At 59.2% G+C, this 15,944-nt stretch carries 17 protein-coding genes and 2 tRNA genes; 13 read left to right on the top strand and 6 right to left on the bottom strand.

All coding sequences use genetic code 11. The annotated features are described in order from the left end of the window. Window positions 1–212: 212 nt before the first annotated feature. Entirely contained in the window at window positions 213–572 is a 360-nt protein-coding gene (locus tag AA309_RS15030; protein ID WP_150117580.1) for an acyl carrier protein, read from the bottom strand. Between the two features lie 297 nt (window positions 573–869). Between AA309_RS15030 and AA309_RS15025 the strand changes: the two genes are divergently transcribed. Then, on the top strand, window positions 870–1,382 hold the full coding sequence (locus AA309_RS15025; protein WP_047189838.1) for an Lrp/AsnC family transcriptional regulator: 513 nt from the start codon (window positions 870–872) through the stop codon (window positions 1,380–1,382). An 89-nt stretch (window positions 1,383–1,471) separates the two neighbouring features. On the opposite strand, the gene AA309_RS15020 is transcribed toward AA309_RS15025, so the two are convergent. Beyond that, window positions 1,472–2,497 carry a heparan-alpha-glucosaminide N-acetyltransferase gene (locus AA309_RS15020; protein WP_047189837.1) on the bottom strand — a complete coding sequence of 342 codons (1,026 nt, stop codon included), beginning with the start codon at window positions 2,495–2,497 and terminating at the stop codon, window positions 1,472–1,474. A gap of 65 nt (window positions 2,498–2,562) precedes the next feature. On the opposite strand from AA309_RS15020, the gene AA309_RS15015 reads away from it, so the two are divergent. The 8 genes from AA309_RS15015 to AA309_RS34295 all read left to right on the top strand — a co-directional run bounded on the left by AA309_RS15015 (window position 2,563) and on the right by AA309_RS34295 (window position 7,079). Beyond that, window positions 2,563–3,318 carry an SIR2 family NAD-dependent protein deacylase gene (locus AA309_RS15015; RefSeq protein ID WP_047189836.1) on the top strand — a complete coding sequence of 252 codons (756 nt, stop codon included), beginning with the start codon at window positions 2,563–2,565 and terminating at the stop codon, window positions 3,316–3,318. 129 nt (window positions 3,319–3,447) lie between these two features. Continuing rightward, entirely contained in the window at window positions 3,448–4,068 is a 621-nt protein-coding gene (locus tag AA309_RS15010; protein ID WP_047189835.1) for a cold-shock protein, read from the top strand. A gap of 12 nt (window positions 4,069–4,080) precedes the next feature. Further along, window positions 4,081–4,536: a DUF192 domain-containing protein gene (locus tag AA309_RS15005; protein WP_047189834.1), complete on the top strand. Its 456-nt coding sequence runs from the start codon at window positions 4,081–4,083 to the stop codon at window positions 4,534–4,536. Window positions 4,537–4,964: 428 nt separating this feature from the next. Next, complete coding sequence (locus AA309_RS32070) at window positions 4,965–6,029, top strand: AraC family transcriptional regulator (RefSeq protein WP_342027949.1); 1,065 nt, start codon at window positions 4,965–4,967, stop codon at window positions 6,027–6,029. Window positions 6,030–6,298: 269 nt separating this feature from the next. Next, window positions 6,299–6,375 (top strand) — tRNA-Pro (locus AA309_RS14995). A 40-nt stretch (window positions 6,376–6,415) separates the two neighbouring features. Next, window positions 6,416–6,721, top strand: a complete 306-nt coding sequence (locus AA309_RS14990; RefSeq protein WP_047189833.1) for an ETC complex I subunit — start codon at window positions 6,416–6,418, stop codon at window positions 6,719–6,721. Window positions 6,722–6,743: 22 nt separating this feature from the next. Beyond that, window positions 6,744–6,820, top strand: a tRNA-Arg gene (locus tag AA309_RS14985). A 91-nt stretch (window positions 6,821–6,911) separates the two neighbouring features. Beyond that, window positions 6,912–7,079 (top strand): hypothetical protein, encoded by a 168-nt coding sequence (locus AA309_RS34295; RefSeq protein ID WP_160310468.1) that lies wholly within the window; start codon window positions 6,912–6,914, stop codon window positions 7,077–7,079. On the opposite strand, the gene AA309_RS14980 is transcribed toward AA309_RS34295, so the two are convergent. Next, a complete protein-coding gene (locus AA309_RS14980) occupies window positions 7,059–7,982 on the bottom strand; it encodes a DMT family transporter (protein ID WP_047189832.1) in 924 nt (307 codons plus the stop codon). The genes AA309_RS34295 and AA309_RS14980 overlap by 21 nt on opposite strands. Before the next feature lie 81 nt (window positions 7,983–8,063). After that, a complete protein-coding gene (locus tag AA309_RS14975) occupies window positions 8,064–8,366 on the bottom strand; it encodes a hypothetical protein (RefSeq protein WP_047189831.1) in 303 nt (100 codons plus the stop codon). Between the two features lie 194 nt (window positions 8,367–8,560). Between AA309_RS14975 and purT the strand changes: the two genes are divergently transcribed. Beyond that, complete coding sequence (purT, locus tag AA309_RS14970; protein WP_047189830.1) at window positions 8,561–9,736, top strand: formate-dependent phosphoribosylglycinamide formyltransferase; 1,176 nt, start codon at window positions 8,561–8,563, stop codon at window positions 9,734–9,736. Window positions 9,737–9,745: 9 nt separating this feature from the next. Here the strand turns inward: purT and AA309_RS14965 are convergent, their stop codons facing one another. Then, entirely contained in the window at window positions 9,746–11,272 is a 1,527-nt protein-coding gene (locus tag AA309_RS14965) for a peptide ligase PGM1-related protein (RefSeq protein ID WP_244470368.1), read from the bottom strand. Between the two features lie 222 nt (window positions 11,273–11,494). Between AA309_RS14965 and AA309_RS32065 the strand changes: the two genes are divergently transcribed. The 3 genes from AA309_RS32065 to AA309_RS14950 are packed head-to-tail and all read left to right on the top strand — an operon-like array spanning window position 11,495 to window position 15,082. After that, window positions 11,495–13,612, top strand: coding sequence for a PAS domain-containing sensor histidine kinase (locus AA309_RS32065; RefSeq protein ID WP_052954743.1), 2,118 nt, complete (start codon window positions 11,495–11,497; stop codon window positions 13,610–13,612). Window position 13,613: 1 nt separating this feature from the next. Continuing rightward, on the top strand, window positions 13,614–14,045 hold the full coding sequence (locus AA309_RS14955) for a response regulator (protein WP_047189829.1): 432 nt from the start codon (window positions 13,614–13,616) through the stop codon (window positions 14,043–14,045). Next, window positions 14,042–15,082, top strand: coding sequence for a histidine kinase dimerization/phosphoacceptor domain -containing protein (locus tag AA309_RS14950; protein WP_047189828.1), 1,041 nt, complete (start codon window positions 14,042–14,044; stop codon window positions 15,080–15,082). The genes AA309_RS14955 and AA309_RS14950 overlap by 4 nt, the downstream gene beginning before the upstream one ends. A gap of 62 nt (window positions 15,083–15,144) precedes the next feature. Here the strand turns inward: AA309_RS14950 and AA309_RS14945 are convergent, their stop codons facing one another. Continuing rightward, window positions 15,145–15,858 carry a calcium-binding protein gene (locus tag AA309_RS14945; RefSeq protein WP_047189827.1) on the bottom strand — a complete coding sequence of 238 codons (714 nt, stop codon included), beginning with the start codon at window positions 15,856–15,858 and terminating at the stop codon, window positions 15,145–15,147. Window positions 15,859–15,944 lie beyond the last annotated feature (86 nt).

The following is a 15,944-nucleotide window of genomic DNA, read 5'->3' as shown; positions in this document are numbered from 1 at the left end:
GAAGCCGCGGCAATGCATCCGGTAAGTCAATGGGCGGCCAAAGCTTCACGCCTCAAGACGTATGGGGCAATGCGGGCATAGGAGAGATCGATAGTTCGCTTCTGGATGGGCTCAGCGGCACTGATGGCACCGTGTCGAGGTGCCGAGCTCAAGCGCATTCCCTCCGTTCGGCGTACCATTCGTCGAACTTCTCGTTTCAAAGGATCGCCTGATCAAAGACGTGTTTGAGAACGGCTTTGGATGGATTGACCAAGGTCGCGAGAGTGGTTGTTCCTCCGAGAGCCATTGGATCGCTCCGCCGCCATGGGGATCAGCGCAGCGGCGATATATTGCACCACGCTCCCGATGGTATCGCGTCCGCCGGCGCTGTGTTCGATGAACCAATCTTCAAGAGCAATACCTGAATACAGCTCCTCGGTACCGGCGAAGAACTGCATGAGCTTCATGGAATCGAAGGCCAGATCCCGGGTGAGCGACATGCTCATTTCAATGTGAGCAATGCTGCCTTCGCTTATCCACTGGCACAGGTCAGCAATCTGGCGAGCGACATTCGCCTCTGAGTCAAAAGTCATTTTTTGCCCCTGAGCAACTTACGTTAATTCGGTCGAGGGAATGTACTTCGTTTCGTTACGTTACGATATAATTTGGTATTTGTAATAATGCAACCTTACTCTTCGTAATTTGCAAAATTAGTGCACCAGAGTGAAACATTGGGTCGTGTTGGATCTTGCTTCACTTTTGCAACCCTCATGATTGGGTTAGACAGAGATTTCGCGGTCACTTGTACGTCGATTTGCAAGCGACCCCTCTCGTGAGCTACAGACACGCTTACCTCCCAGTGGGGAGGAGATCCTCGTTCGAGCTACATCATGAAGCCGTCTGCGAAGCTGCCGATCCGCCCAGCAAAGTCTGCTTTCGACCGGATCGATCTTTTGATCCTCGACGCACTGCGCCAGAACGGCCGCATCACCTATCAGGCGTTGTCAGACCGTGTCGGGCTCTCGCCGCGTCCCTGCCTCGAACGGGTCAAGCGTCTGGAGCAGAAGGGGGTCATTCGTGGCTATACGGCTCTCGTCGACCCTTCGGCAATTGGCCATGACATCATTGCGCTTGCAGGAATCAGCATGCGCGATCCCTCCGCAGTAGCGCGGCAGCGTCTGGAGAAGGTCTTGCTCGAACACCCGGCGGTCGTTGAATTGCAGGTCGTGAACGGTGAGTACGATTACATCGCCCGTATCGTTGCGCCAACACTTGCAGCCTACGAGGCGCTCACCGAAGCCGTCCTTGCGGATACGGGATTCGGCATCGGCCGCATTCACACGACTTTCGTTCTGAAAACCCTCAAGAGCTTCGAAGGCTATCCTATCACTACCGAAACCTAGAGCTGTTCCACTTGCGTGGAAACAGCTCTGTTCCTTGTTGCGGCGCATGTTAAACGGCGAACCGCATCCACTTCGCCGTTTAAAATGCTCTAGGATGGCGCACGGCGCAGGCATTGCTGCGCGGCACGGGAGATTTGCGTCCGCTCCTCTGCACTTGTCGTGCCGCTGAGGACCTTTCGCCACAATTCGGTTTGGCGAAGCGTGTCGACCGTACAGGAGCACAAGGCGTTGCAGGTCTGTGGCCGCGTGTTCTGCATCAGGCAGGTCGAAACGCATTCATTCATGAAGGGCTGTGCCTCGGCTCTTGGGTTCGGGCCGGTGATCTGCAGCACTCCATAGAGAAGCCCAAGTAATACGAGTTGATGGATGAGATAGATCGGGAGGCTTTTTCGTCCTGCCCAGACAAAGGTTCGGGATAGCACATCCGTCGCCCGCCAGCGCGCAAGGCGCATGGTCTCGGCTCGTTTCAGGAGCAGCTTGCCGAGAGCGACGCCGATCAGAACCATACCGAACCATGGAAAGACAGGCACATAATCGTTCGTCACTGGATCCGTGGCGCCGAGCCCCAGCCAATCGAGATAGGGCCCATCGAGCGCGGGACTCGTGAAGATTGCGGAGGTGGCCAGACACGAGACTGCGACCAGCAGAGTGAGGGCAGGGTGCAGCCGCAGGAACGGGAGCGCCAGTACGCTTGACACGGCGATGCAGTGAAGAATGCCGAAGAAAATATAGCTCTCGGGAAATGCGCGGTACGTGACGAGGGTCACGGCCAGCGCCGCTCCGCCCACTTTCATGAGCCGTCTCAAGAAGGGAAAGCGGCGGAAACCTTTCGCGTGGGCAAGAGCAAGTCCCACACCGGCAAGGAGCAAGAATGAGCCTGCAATCCCACGCGCGAACCAGCGCCATGCCGGCACCTGGAGAATGTTGGTTTCGATCAGCTTCAGAAAGCTCAAATCCCAGCTGAAATGATAGATGATCATGGCTGCGATCGCGAGCCCGCGAGCCACGTCGATGGCATCCCAGCGCTGGGATGCGACGACTTGGGTGCGTCCAGCTGCCGCAGGAGGGTAAGTCCTTTCCTGGGAGGCTGGGGCGCGAGAAAGATCGTCGTTCACGTGATGCTCATCCTGTGGCTCATGGGAGGCGTTTCTATCCGTCATCCACGTTCTATATCAGTGACATGACCGAGAGCCTCGCCGCGTCAATCGCCACATTGCAGGAAATGATTCAAGATGCCCGGATCGTTGCCGGTTTCACGGGAGCGGGCATCTCGACGGAGAGTGGTGTCCCGGATTTTCGCTCTCCCAACAGTCCGTGGATGCGTAACAAGCCGATTCCCTTTGAGCATTTCGTCCAAAGCGCCCAAGCGCGGCGGGAGGCGTGGCGACGCAAGTTCGTTATGGACGATCTTTATCACGAGGCCCAGCCGAGCCAAGGGCATCTTGGCATCGCATCGCTCGTCGCGTCAGGCCGGATGCCCGCGGTGATCACCCAGAATATCGATGGGCTTCATCAGGCCTCGGGACTTTCCGAGGAGCAGGTGATCGAACTCCATGGCAACGGCACCTATGCAAAATGCCTGTCGTGCGGACGCCGCCACGAGATCAATTGGGTGAGGCGGCACTTCGAGGCGAGTGGCGAACCGCCCGAGTGCATCAATTGCGGCGGCATTCTAAAATCCGCGACCATCTCCTTCGGCCAAGCCATGCCGGAGGAACCCATGCGCCGGGCACAGAAGCTTGTCGCCAGCTGCGATCTGTGTCTCGTGGTTGGATCGTCCCTCGTTGTCTATCCCGCGGCCGCTTTTCCGGCTTTCGCGAAGGGGAACGGAGCGCAGCTCGTGATCGTGAATCGCGAGCCGACCCCGCTCGATGAGATGGCGGACTTGGTGATCCATGCAGAAATCGGAGCCGTTCTGTCGGCATTTGTCTCGTAATTTCAATGCTCTCGCCGGATGCTGAAAATTTCATCGCATTTTAAGGGCTGTTTCCGGCTTCCCCTGATTCAGGACGATGTTATCCTCTTTTTAAGAATCGGGTTTTTTGATTCGAGTTTGGGTTTATTCATGACTGGCGATTTCGGCTCTAACTCCTTCAATCTTCGAGAGGAGAATCCCTCTTTCGATCAAGGACGGCGTGAGTCCTCTCAGCCGATTGCGGAAGAGAACCCTGTCGAACTCATTCAGGTGAGCGGCCGGATCAAGTGGTTCGACGTCGCCAAGGGCTTCGGCTTCATCGTGCCCGACAACGGTATGCCCGATGTACTGCTGCATGTGACCTGCCTGCGGCGCGAGGGATACCAGGCTGCGAATGAGGGCGCCCGTATCGTGGTTGAGGCGGTTCAGCGCCCCCGCGGTCTCCAGGCTTTCCGTATTCTGTCGCTCGATGAATCGACGGCCCTGCATCCTTCGGAGCTCCCGCTGCCGCGCACCCATGTTCAGGTGGTGCCGACGAGCGGTCTGGAGCCTGCGGTCGTGAAGTGGTTCAACCGCCTTCGCGGTTTCGGCTTTCTGACGCAAGGTGAGGGCAAGCCGGACATCTTCGTCCATATGGAAACCCTCCGCCGTTATGGCATTGCCGAACTGAAGCCTGGCGAGCGCGTTTTCGTGCGCTTCGGCGACGGTTCAAAGGGCCTCATGGCCGCCGAGGTTCGTCTCGCCGACATGGCCCTGCCGCACTCCCACTGACAGGCTTGTTTCGTGTTCCAGCGCCTCCGCCCGGTTTTCCCGGCCCTCGGCCTTGTAGTTGCCCTGGCCGGGGCGGCCTATGCTCAGGCTCTCGAGGCCTTGTCCATTGTGACACAGGGCGGCCAGCGGCAAAATTTCCATGTCGAGGTCGCCCGCAACGATGCGGACCGGGCACAGGGGCTGATGTTTCGCCGCTCGATGGCGCCGGATCGGGGAATGCTGTTCGATTTCGGCCGTGTCGAGCCCGTCTCCATGTGGATGCAGAACACCTATCTGCCCCTGGACATGCTGTTCATCCGGCCAGACGGAACCATCGCCCGTATTGCCGCCAATACGGAGCCTTTGTCCACCCGCACCATTCCCTCCGGCGAACCTGTTGTCGCCGTTCTGGAGCTGAATGCCGGCACGTCGGCTAAGCTCGGGATCAAGCCTGGAGATCGGATCGAGCATCCGCTCTTCAAGCGGTAGATAGCATTCCAGGGCGGCGGCCAGCTCGAGGAATCTGCCAATTCCGACCTCCGTTCATGGACATGCCGAGACTCGATGAAGCCGAGGCTGGTCAGGGCAGCCCAGCGCCGGTCATGCCCAAGTGGTAAACCGTTTCTAGCCTAGGTATTACTTGTGGTAAATGCGCCAAACTTATAAGATCTCAAGCTCTCGCAGCGTCAAAGGCGAGTGGGAATGGGATTTCGGGGTGCTACTCCAAGTTGTTTTCTTGTCTTTCTCTCAATTGAGCGAATGAAACCTTGCGCCATTGCAGGGAAACAGCATCGCAACGATTGCCCCTGCGGTTACGAGCTAAGTGTTTCAAGAGAAGATATCCATCGGCCTCAATCAACAGAGACGTCTTGCAGCGTCAGCCAGGCTTCTGGCACCCCTGCTGCCGGGAGTAAGCCATGAGCAGACACATGCCTGCCACTATGATCCGGAACCCGCATGACAAGGATCGGGCGGAGCAGCCTCAGGCCTCGCAGAACAGCCTAGTCATCGACGAGGTCTTGCATTCCAAAAGGCTCGATGAACTCGAGCATGCCCTGAATGTACAAGTCTCTCCGCAGAGGTTTATGAACTCCTCGGCTGGCGATCATGCTGATGGTATGCTCGCCTTCCGGGGCCAGGGCTACTTCGGGATCTTTCGTGCCAGGATCGGGCGTGACATCGATATCTTCATGGAGCCAGAAGAGGCTGACGATCGGATCGCGTTCATCATGTCGACATCGGGAACGGGGGAGGTGCTCCTAAACAGAAAAGGGTTTTCTCACTCAGCGGACCGGGCAGTCATTTTTCCGTCTGGTCTGGAGAGAATAGTGAGATTTGCTCAAGACACAGAAGCCAAAGTGTTTATGGCAGACCGTGTGAAGATTGGGGAATGCTGCGCCAAGCTGCTGGGGCATGACATTCCAGGCTTTGTCAATTTCGACGTCGCGGCCGATCTCAAGACCGCCTCCGGCCGCAGCTGGCTGCGGCTTCTAAAATATGCGGAAGCCGAGCTGTCCGATCCGCACGCTTTCATCCGGCAGTCGCCGGTGGCGTGGCGTCAGTTCGAGCAGCAGCTGCTCACCGGCTTTCTCCTTTCCCGTCCCCATGACTATTCGCAGGCCCTACTGGCGCCTCAGGCTGCCGCCGTGCCGTTCTACGTCAAGCGGGCGGAGGCCTATATCGAGGCGCATTTCGCCGAGCCCTTGTCCCTTGTCGATCTGGCGGCTCAGGCGGGGGTGAGTGCGCGCAGCCTGCAGAACGGGTTTCAGAACTTCCGCAACATCACGCCAATGGGGTTCCTTCGCTCCGTGCGGCTGCAGCGGGCCCACGAGGCGCTGCTGGCTGCGGATCCCGCCGTCGTGACGGTCACGCAGATCGCCTTGGCCTGCGGCTTCACGCATATGGGCGAGTTTGGAACAGCCTATCGGCGTGTTTTTGGCGTGACGCCAAGCCAGACACTGCACAAGAAGCTGCGGCTCTAGAGTGTGTTCCTTGATGAAGCTCGTGCGTTCCTGCGGCGCCCGGGTTGCACATCCCAGAGGACCTGATCCATTCTGGCCAGGATTTCGGAGGCGCGCTTGCGTTTGCTCCTGCGCCAGTTTTGAGAACACCTGGAGAACATCCATGAGTCCTTTCCTGAAACCTTCCGTTTAAAACCAGTCCCATAGGTCCCATTATGTTCTGAACTCTGAAACCTTGGGCTTGCGTAGGGGTTCTCAAATCGCTAGAGAAACCAAGCCATTGAGAGACACGGGGTGTAGCGCAGTCTGGTAGCGCATCTGCTTTGGGAGCAGAGGGTCGCGGGTTCAAATCCTGCCGCCCCGACCATCCTCAACGGTAAGAGTCTTGGAGAGAGTGCGAAAAACCAATGCCCGCTCGGATTTACAAGCCCGCCAAGTCCGCAATGCAGTCCGGCATGGCCCGGACCAAGCAATGGCTTCTCGTCTTCGAGCAGGACAAGCCCCGCGAGATCGAGCCCCTTATGGGCTGGACCAGTTCGGGCGACACCCGCCAGCAACTCCGCCTCTGGTTCGACACCAAGGAAGAAGCCATTGCCTATGCCGAGCGCGAAGGCATCGCTTACCGGGTCGAGGAGCCGCACGATATCAAGCGGCGCACTATGTCCTATTCCGACAATTTCAAGTTTAATCGCGTCGGCCCCTGGACCCACTAAAGGTCCAGGCCCGCGGCTCGACGGCCCCTTAGCTCAGCTGGATAGAGCAACTGCCTTCTAAGCAGTAGGTCGCAGGTTCGAGCCCTGCAGGGGTCGCCATTATTTTGATCCCTTGCACCATGGAATGGTGCCATCCTCAATGTGAATCTCTGGCTGATGTGAGGTGTGGATGGCGCCAAGCTGCGTACGCATGTTGGATGTTCATGCCATTCTGCTACTGACGCTGGTCTGTACCATCGCTGCAGGAGTGTTGATGGTGGCCGTCACTTTCCCTGCCGCTCGCTATCTCGCCAGCGCCGGCCTTCTGCTGCCGGCTCTACCGATCTATCTCGCGCGCTCATTCGCTCTGAAGAGATGAGCTTAAGGTTCCAAGCTGCTCTGGTGGTGCCAAAGGCGCTGCCTGAGACGGGTTCTTCTTGAGCGTCTGCTCGCGTGCGAAGATGAACAATCCCGCAGCGACCACGATAGCAATCCCCAGGAGTGCCAGAGCGTCCGGCCATTCATCGAAGAAGAGGGTGCCGATGGCGAGGGCCCAGAGGATCTGGCTGTATTGCGTCGCGCCGAGGCGGTCTGCCGGGGCGTAAATGGTGGCAACGATAAACAGGGCTTGAGCCACGAAGGCCGTGGCGGCGAAGGCCAGGAGTAGGCCCCATTGCGTGGCTGTCGGCCAAATAAAGCCGGGGATCATGAGGATCCCGGCGATGAGGGCCGTTCCAAGGAAAACGCTTCCGATCAGGGTGTAGCGCTTCTCGGTCGTGCCGATCATGCGCCCCATGATGACGCCGCCCGCGCCGCAGAGTGCCGTTGCGATGGCATATAGGTGTCCGGGCAGGAATTCCCTGAATCCCGGCCTTACGATCACGAGCACCCCGATGAAGGCCGCGACAACTGCAAGTCCGCGCCGCCAGCGAACCTTCTCCTTGAGAACGACGATGGACAGCACCGTGACCAAGCTTGGCATCAGGAACAGAAGGGCAAAGGCTTCGGCGAACGGGAGCCTCGTAAATGTCATGACGCTTAGAGGCGTCGTCACCGAGATGAAGAAGACCCTGAGAGCCATAGGCCAGGGACGCTTCCAGCGAATGAGGTCGGACAGCCTGTCGCCCGATTTCATGAAGGCGGGCGAGAGTAGCAGGGGGATGAGGTAGCCGAAGAAGGTGACCTCGAAGGGATCGAGATCATGACCGATGGCCTTCACCACCGCATCACCCCAGGCGAAGACGGCAAAGGCAAGGAAAGCAAGGACGATGCCTTTGACCATGCGGGAAAATCTTTAACTATGGAATTCGGAACAAGAGCATCTCACGCAGGCTCTACCTGTCTCCTGCGCGTCGGTATTGCGCTATCGGGCAACGATGCGGGGGCGGCGGCGCTCGACAACGACCACTTTGGATGCCTCACCACGAGCCAGAACCCGATCCGCAATCGGCAGGCGCTCCGGTTGGGCTGACCTTGCCGAGAGCTTGAGGGCGACAGGGCGGACCTCGTCCTCGGGCATGCCCATGAGCTGCGAGGCGATCTCGATCTGACCTTCGACGTCATCCGTCAGGCCCTGTGCGGCGGCAATGGCCTCCTCTAGGGTCGGGGCATCGACCCGGGTCACCCGCTGCCCGTAGCGGTTCTGAGTCTTCTTCTTTGCAAGCATTCAGCTTCTCCTGTGCTCCCCTTAACGTATCAACCTTGGGTTTGCGCAATGCGCATCCGTGACGGCAGGAATGCGCTCAGCGCAGACTTTGCAGTGGGCGGGTGGGATGGGGCTGGAAAGATGCCCTCAATCGTGCTTCCACAAAACGCGTATGGGCGGCCGGTGTTTCGTGCCAAACCAGAGGAAAGGCATCGATGGTGTTCACAGCCAAAATTCTCCTTCTCGGATCGGGCGAGCTCGGCAAGGAATTCGTGATATCGGCCAAACGCTACGGCTGTCACGTGGTGGCATGCGACTCCTATACCAATGCCCCCGCCATGCAGGTGGCGGACGAGGCGGAGGTGTTCTCGATGCTCGATGCCGAGGCCTTGAGGCGGGCTATCGACAAGCACAAGCCCGACCTGATCGTTCCGGAGATCGAGGCGATCCGCACGGAGGTGCTGCAGGAATTCGAGGACAAGGGCTTCACCGTCGTGCCGTCAGCCCGGGCGGCGTCTCTCACCATGAACCGGGATCGCATCCGGGAACTCGCGGCATCGGAGCTTGGTCTTCGCACGTCGAAGTACCGCTATGCGGAAAGCCTGGATGAGGTGAGGGCCGCTGTGGAGCACACGGGCGTGCCCTGCGTGATCAAGCCCGTCATGTCGTCGTCAGGCAAGGGACAGAGCACCGTTCGCTCCGCTAATGAACTCGAGCAGGCATGGAATTATGCCGTCGCCAACATGCGCGGCGACCGCAAGAAAGTGATCGTCGAGGAGTTCATCCCTTTCGAATACGAGATTACGCTGCTCACCATCCGCTCCCGCGAGGGTGTGTCCTATTGCGAGCCGATCGGGCACCGGCAGGAGCGGGGGGATTATCAGGAATCCTGGCAGCCGACGCCGATGACGCAAAGGCTCCTTGCCGATGCGCAGGAAATGGCCCGGAAGGTCGTCGACGATCTGGGAGGCTATGGCATCTTCGGTGTCGAGTTTTTCGTCACCAAGGACGAAGTCATTTTCTCCGAACTTTCGCCGCGACCGCACGATACCGGGTTGGTAACACTTCTCTCGCAGAACCTGTCTGAGTTCGATCTGCATGCCCGCGCCGTGCTCGGGCTGCCGATCCCGGATATCCGACTGAATGGGCCAACCGCTTCTGCCGTGATCTTGGCGGACCGAGAGGCGGAGCGCTTCGCAATCGAAGGCTTGAGGGATGCGCTGGCCCTGGGCTCCAAGGATAACGAAGTCGAAGTGCGGATCTTCGGCAAGCCAACGACGCGCCCATATCGCCGCATGGGTGTGGCTTTGGCTTCGGCCGAGACGGTCGAGGATGCGCGCGAGCGGGCGCGTCAGGCTGCTGCACAAATCCGGATCAAGTACCAAGAATAAGAGGAAGTCTCAGGCCCGGCGGCATTCCCGGTCGAGCACCTCAGTCGTGCGGTGATAGAAGGTTTCGGCTTGTTCCAGCGTGGGCGCAATGCAGAGCACGCCGAGCTTGCCGAATTCCGAAAGGGCGCCGATCAGATGAAACATCACGCCCTGCTGGCTGGCTCCGTCGAAGTGGAGGCAGTTCAGGGCAGCAATGTCGATGAGATCAGCCGGGAGAAGGCCGCGATAGGCATCGGACTGTACGTTGTCGGATGCGTAGTAGCAGCGGGCATGTCCTGACGGTGTGAGGAACGTGCCGGTGCCGGGATCGTATTGTCCCTCGGTGAGAAACTCGAGCATGATGAAGGGATGCGTCGTACCGCCGCGGCGCAGATTGATTTCGATGGCGTAGTGGCGCCATTCCTCGCCATCCTTCACGGACAGGAAGTCGATGGCGAAGCGCCCGAGGACGCCTTTGTCGGCAAGAATGCCTGCCGCCTTGAGACCGCTTTCCTGGATTTGGAGACGATAGGCCTCGTCGGCCGGGAACAGACAACCGAGAAAAACCTGGCCACTCTCGCCACCCAACACTTGATCATGGGTCGAGATCGCCTCCAATCGGCCGACCGGATCGACACGAAATTGGGCGGAGGGCGAGCGCTTGATCTCACCCTCGATAAATTCCTCCACGATGCCGCCCATCGCTGAGAGCTTTTCCGCAAACGGCTCCCAGGTCATGCCCTTCGCCTCAAAGGCTAGATCAGGGAGACTTTCTTTGATCCAGGCCTTCAGGTTTGTGCTCGCAGGTGACCTTTCATACGAGAAGACGGCATTGCCTTCTCCCGAAAAACCTTCATCGAGTTTCACCACCGCCCGTTTGATACGGGGACGGCGCGCCTTGAGTTCGGCAAGTGCGTCCACGATCTCATCGGCTCCCCGCAGATCCTCAAAGCCTTCGGGCATGTCGATACTCGCCTCCCGGAAGATCTTGCGGGAGCCGCTTTTCGAGCCCCAATGCAGCAGATCGGGGTCGCAGCCGTAGATCGGCATGTTCAAGCGCAGAGCCAGACTGCGTTCCTGATCCGTCACGTTGAAGCAGATCATGTAGGCGGTATCCGGATCAGGGATCGCCGACCGGATCCGGTCGAGAAGGCGAGGGCGTCCCAGGATCTTCGCGGTGAGTGCGACGGGCGAGCCGTCGTGACAGGCGAAAAGGGTCAGCCGGCTGCGGGCATGCTGTGCGGGAATTCCGGGCAGGAGGTGGAGGTAGTAGTCGATGATCGATTCCGGAATGGGATAACTCGAGAGATAGATCACGCGCGTACGCGGCAGCCGGAGCAGCATGAGGTAGCACAGCATGCGCTCCTCATAATGGTAGGCGCCTGAAATCCCAGCCAGCACCTCCTGATCCATACTGAGACTGGGGACGATCAGAACGGTTCGCGGAGCATCGAGGGCGGAGAAGGATCCAAACGCGCGCGTCAGCCTTCCCTGCAGCGCCTGGAAGTCGTTTGCTCCAGATGTGCCGGCCGGAGGATTAGCGCTGAGTGGGGTCAAGAAATCGTATTCTGCTGCCAATCCAGTCCCCAACTTACGTGGAGCCAAAGCAACGGTCTCCACTGGAGCCGCCCCATAGCGGAACGTCTCTGGCCAAGTTTTGTTGCCCCGGCGAAGCTGGGCTGCGGCGGAAATCTGGCCTTGAGACGGATCAGTCCTACATAAGGCAGAGCTCTATGCGGCGAATTTTAAGGGGAGCTGGAAGGCGTCCAGCGTAAGGCATTGAAATCGATAAATTTTGAAGCTCTCTTCAACGCTTCGCCGAACCCGTATGTTCTGCTCAATCCCTCGCTCAACATCATGGGGATGAACGAGGCTTACCTGCGCGTCACGATGCGTACCCGAGAAGAGCTGGTGGGCCGCAATATGTTCGAAGCCTTTCCGAGCGACCCGGATTCCGAGGGTCACAGGCAGCTTCGCGCTTCCTTCGAACGGGTGATCGCCGAGAAGGTGCCCGATCACCTGCCGATCATCGAATACGCCATTCCCCTGCCTGACGGCCAAGGGTTCGAGGAGCGCTTCTGGAGCGCAACCCACACGCCCTTGTTCAACGAAGCCGGCGAGCTGATCTCTATCCTCCAGCACACAGTGGACGTGACGGAGCTTCACCAGCTCCGGAAATTCGCGCAGACGTCGGCGCTCCTGTCCGGCCCTTCGGCGCTCATCGAAACAGACATGTTCCGACGCGCCCAGGCGGTTCAGGAGGTGAACCAGACCCTCTCGCGGGAGCGTCAGCACCTGCAGGAGCTGTTCGAGCAGGCTCCAGGCTTCATTGCGGCCGTCAGTGGCCCGGACCACGTGTTCACCATGGCCAATGCAGCCTATCGCCATGTCGTGGGACGCGGCGACCTGATCGGCAAGCCCGTGCGTGAGGCTTTGCCCGAGGTCGTGGAGCAGGGCTTCATTCGTCTGCTGGACCGCGTCTACCGAAGCGGCGAGCCCTTCATCGGCCGGGGCGTGCGCCTCCATCTGCAGGGGGCAGACGGTCGGTCAGAGGAGCATTTCCTCGATTTCGTGTACCAGCCCATCTTCAGCCGCGACGGCAATGTTTCGGGCATCTTCGTGCAAGGGCACGATGTCACGGACCATCGGCGCGCCGAGAATGCTTTGCGGGAAAGCGAGGAGCGCTTCCGTGCGATCGCCAATTCCATCGATCAGCTGATCTGGGCAACGCGACCGGATGGCTTCCACGATTATTATAATCAGCGGTGGTACGAATATACCGGCGTTCCGGAAGGTTCCACGGATGGTGCGGCATGGAACGGCATGTTCCATGCCGACGATCAGGAGCGCGCCTGGAATAAATGGCGCCGTTCGCTTGAGACGGGTGAGCCTTACCACATCGAATACCGGCTGAGGCATCGTTCAGGGCAATATCGTTGGGTGCTGGGACGGGCTCAGCCCGTTCGCGACGAGCAGGGGCGGATCACGCGCTGGTATGGCACCTGCACGGATATCCACGACCTCAAGCAAGCCCAGGACGATCTAAGGAAGAGTCGCGAGCAGGCTGTGCAGTCCGAGAAGGAAACCCTCCGTCTGGCGGCTACGCTCGCTGAGCGAGTGTCCGAGCTTGATGCTGCCAACGATGAAATCCAGCGTTTTGCCTATATCGTGAGCCACGATCTTCGCGCTCCGCTCGTCAATGTCATGGGCTTCACGAGCGAGCTCGAGAACGCGCAGGAAGAGATCGAGAAATTCTACAGGAGAGTCTCCGAGACGCAGCCGGATCTGGTCACACCAGAGGCTCGGGCCGCCATCGAGACCGATCTTGCGGAAGCAATCGGCTTCATCAGGTCGTCCACGGTCAAGATGGACAAGCTGATCAATGCCATTCTCAAGCTCTCTCGCGAGGGGCGGCGCGTGCTGACTCCCGAGCCGATCAGCATGAGCCAGCTGCTTGAGGCACAGCGCCACAGCCTGGCCCATCAATTGCATGAGAGCGGGGCCAAGCTCGTCATTCAGACGGTCCCGGATGTCGTCAGTGACCGATTGGCGGTAGAGCAGGTGTTCGGCAATCTGATCGAGAATGCCATTAAATATCTAGAGCCAGGTCGCTCGGGTCGGATCGCGGTGCGTGGCAGAGATCTTGGCCTGAGCGTCCGTTACGAGGTCGAGGATAATGGCCGCGGGATCGACGAAAAGGACTTCGAGCGGATCTTCGATCTGTTCCGGCGTTCGGGGACGCAGGACCAGCAGGGCGAGGGAATTGGCCTTGCACATGTGAGGGCGCTCGTGCGAAGGCTCGGAGGCACGATCTCAGTCGCTTCGAGATTGGGTGAGGGCTCGACCTTCACCGTAACCCTCCCCAAATCCATCAGTGTGAGTTCAGAGGCCGCGTAACATGCCCCAGCAGCAACCCGTTACCATCATCATGATCGAAGATGACGACGGACATGCCCGTCTGATCGAGAAGAACATCCGGCGCGCCGGCGTGTGCAACGAAATCCGCGCCTTTAAGAATGGTACGGCGGCTCTTGAGCACCTGTTCCATGAAGATGTCCGGAATGATGGTCCCTTCCTGGTTCTGCTGGACCTCAATCTTCCGGACATGAACGGCGTTGATATCCTGGTCAAGCTCAAGAATGACGAGAAGCTGAAGCGTGCGCCGGTCGTGGTGCTGACGACGACCGACGATCAGCGCGAGGTCCAACGCTGCTACGATCTCGGAGCCAACGTCTACATCACGAAGCCGGTTGAGTACGAGTCATTCTCTCAAGCCATTCGCCAGCTTGGGCTCTTCCTTTCCGTCATTCAGGTTCCCGAAACGCTGTGAACGACACCCAGCCCATTCGCCTTCTCTATATCGATGACGATCCGGGCCTCGGACGGCTCGTGGAGCGCTCGCTGACGCGCCATGGCTTCCAGGTGAGCCACGCCTTGAGCGGCGACGAAGGTATGCAGCTCCTGACCGGGGGCTCTTTCGACGTGATCGCGCTCGATCATTTCATGCCCGGCAAGCAGGGCCTGGAGGTCTTGTCCGATATCCAGCTGCTGCCCGATCCTCCACCGGTGGTCTATGTGACCGGGGCTGACGAGGGACGCATCGCAGTTGCCGCCCTCAAGGCTGGCGCGGTCGACTACGTGATCAAGGATGTCGGTGGGGTCTTTCTCGATCTCCTTCACACAGCCGCGGAGCAGGCCCTTGCCGCGGCTCAGCTCCGTCGGGCGAAGGAAGCTGCCGAGCGGGAAATGCGTGAGGCGCGCGAGCGCGCCGAAATGCTCCTGCGGGAGGTGAATCACCGCGTGGCGAACAGTCTGCAACTCGTCGCCTCATTGGTCGCCATGCAGCAGCGCGCCGTTGCAGGCGACATCACTGCACAAGATACACTTGCGGAGACCCAGAGCCGCATCACCGCCATTGCCCAGATCCACCGCCGCCTCTACACCTCCAACGATGTCCGTTTCGTCGAGATGGACACCTACCTGGAAGGCTTGGTTGAAGAACTGGAAGGTGCGATGCGTGCTTCGGGGCGGGAGCATACGATCTCGCTCAAAGCCGAGCCGATCCCGATACCTACAGACAAGGCCGTTTCCGTGGGTGTGATCGTGACGGAACTCGTCACCAATGCCTTCAAATATGCCTATCCGGATGGTACCTCAGGCGACATTCGCGTGCTTCTGACGACTTCTGACGACAAGGTGCTTCTGTCCGTTGAAGACGACGGCATCGGGTGGAAAGGGACAGGACAGGTGCAGGGCAGTGGCCTGGGTACGAAAATCGTCCGCGCGATGGCTTCGAACCTGCAATCGGCCATCGAATTTGATCCGAACCATTCCGGAACCAGGGCTGTCCTGTCATTCTCCATCTAAATGAACGAACTTCGATGCTGGGGCCGGTCAGACCAGCCCCGGCCTAAGGCTGTTTAGATGACCTAGAAGTCCGCATGGGTGAGCGCAAGTCCCGGCTTCAGCTTGGCGACGATGACCGATGCGCCTTTGCCGGAGCCATCCGCAACGTAGCGTAGATAGCCGGTCTTGGTGTCGTAAAGGATGTAGTCGTTGCCGTCTTTGCCGTAAAGATTGTCGCCGATCTTGACGCTGACACCGCCGTTCCAGGTGAGGGTGCCGTTATCCTTGCCACCGATGATCAGATCGTCGCCGCCTTCGCCCTGCATCTCGTCATCGCCGAGACCACCATAAATCGTATCGTTGCCGTCACCTGCCTCGATCAGGTCGTCATAGGAAACACCAGGCAGCGGGGCTCCGGTGCCGGGATCCTGAGGCGTAGGATTGTCTCCCCCTGAAGTATCATCGCTGGGCGGGTTGGTCGTGTCGCCGATGACCTTCGGGGTGCCGGTCAGCTGTCCGGTGAGCTTCAGGCTGAGTTCCCGCCCGTCGCCATTGTTGCCGACGCTGGTGAGGCGCAGGCCAAAATGCTGCTGGAGCACGGATTCTAGGCTCAGAGGCTTGGATGCGCTCAAGGTGAAACTGGTCTCGCGGATGTCGTCCTTGCCGATCTCACCGAGGTGCCGAACTCGATCCCGACCGACGTCGAAGGGGCCGACGGACTTGCCAACCTCACCGCTCATGGTGACGTCATTTTCGACCTGCATCACCTCGTTGGCATCGACCAGGTAGGTCGTCACGTCCGATCCAGTGACGGAGAGGCCGGAGAGCAGAGTCTCATCCGATACGTGAAAAAGAGGCCGCGAAGGTCCGCAATGTCAGGTGC

Origin of the sequence: Microvirga vignae (assembly GCF_001017175.1) — a bacterium.
Classification (GTDB): domain Bacteria; phylum Pseudomonadota; class Alphaproteobacteria; order Rhizobiales; family Beijerinckiaceae; genus Microvirga; species Microvirga vignae.
This window is presented reverse-complemented; position numbering and strand designations above follow the sequence as displayed.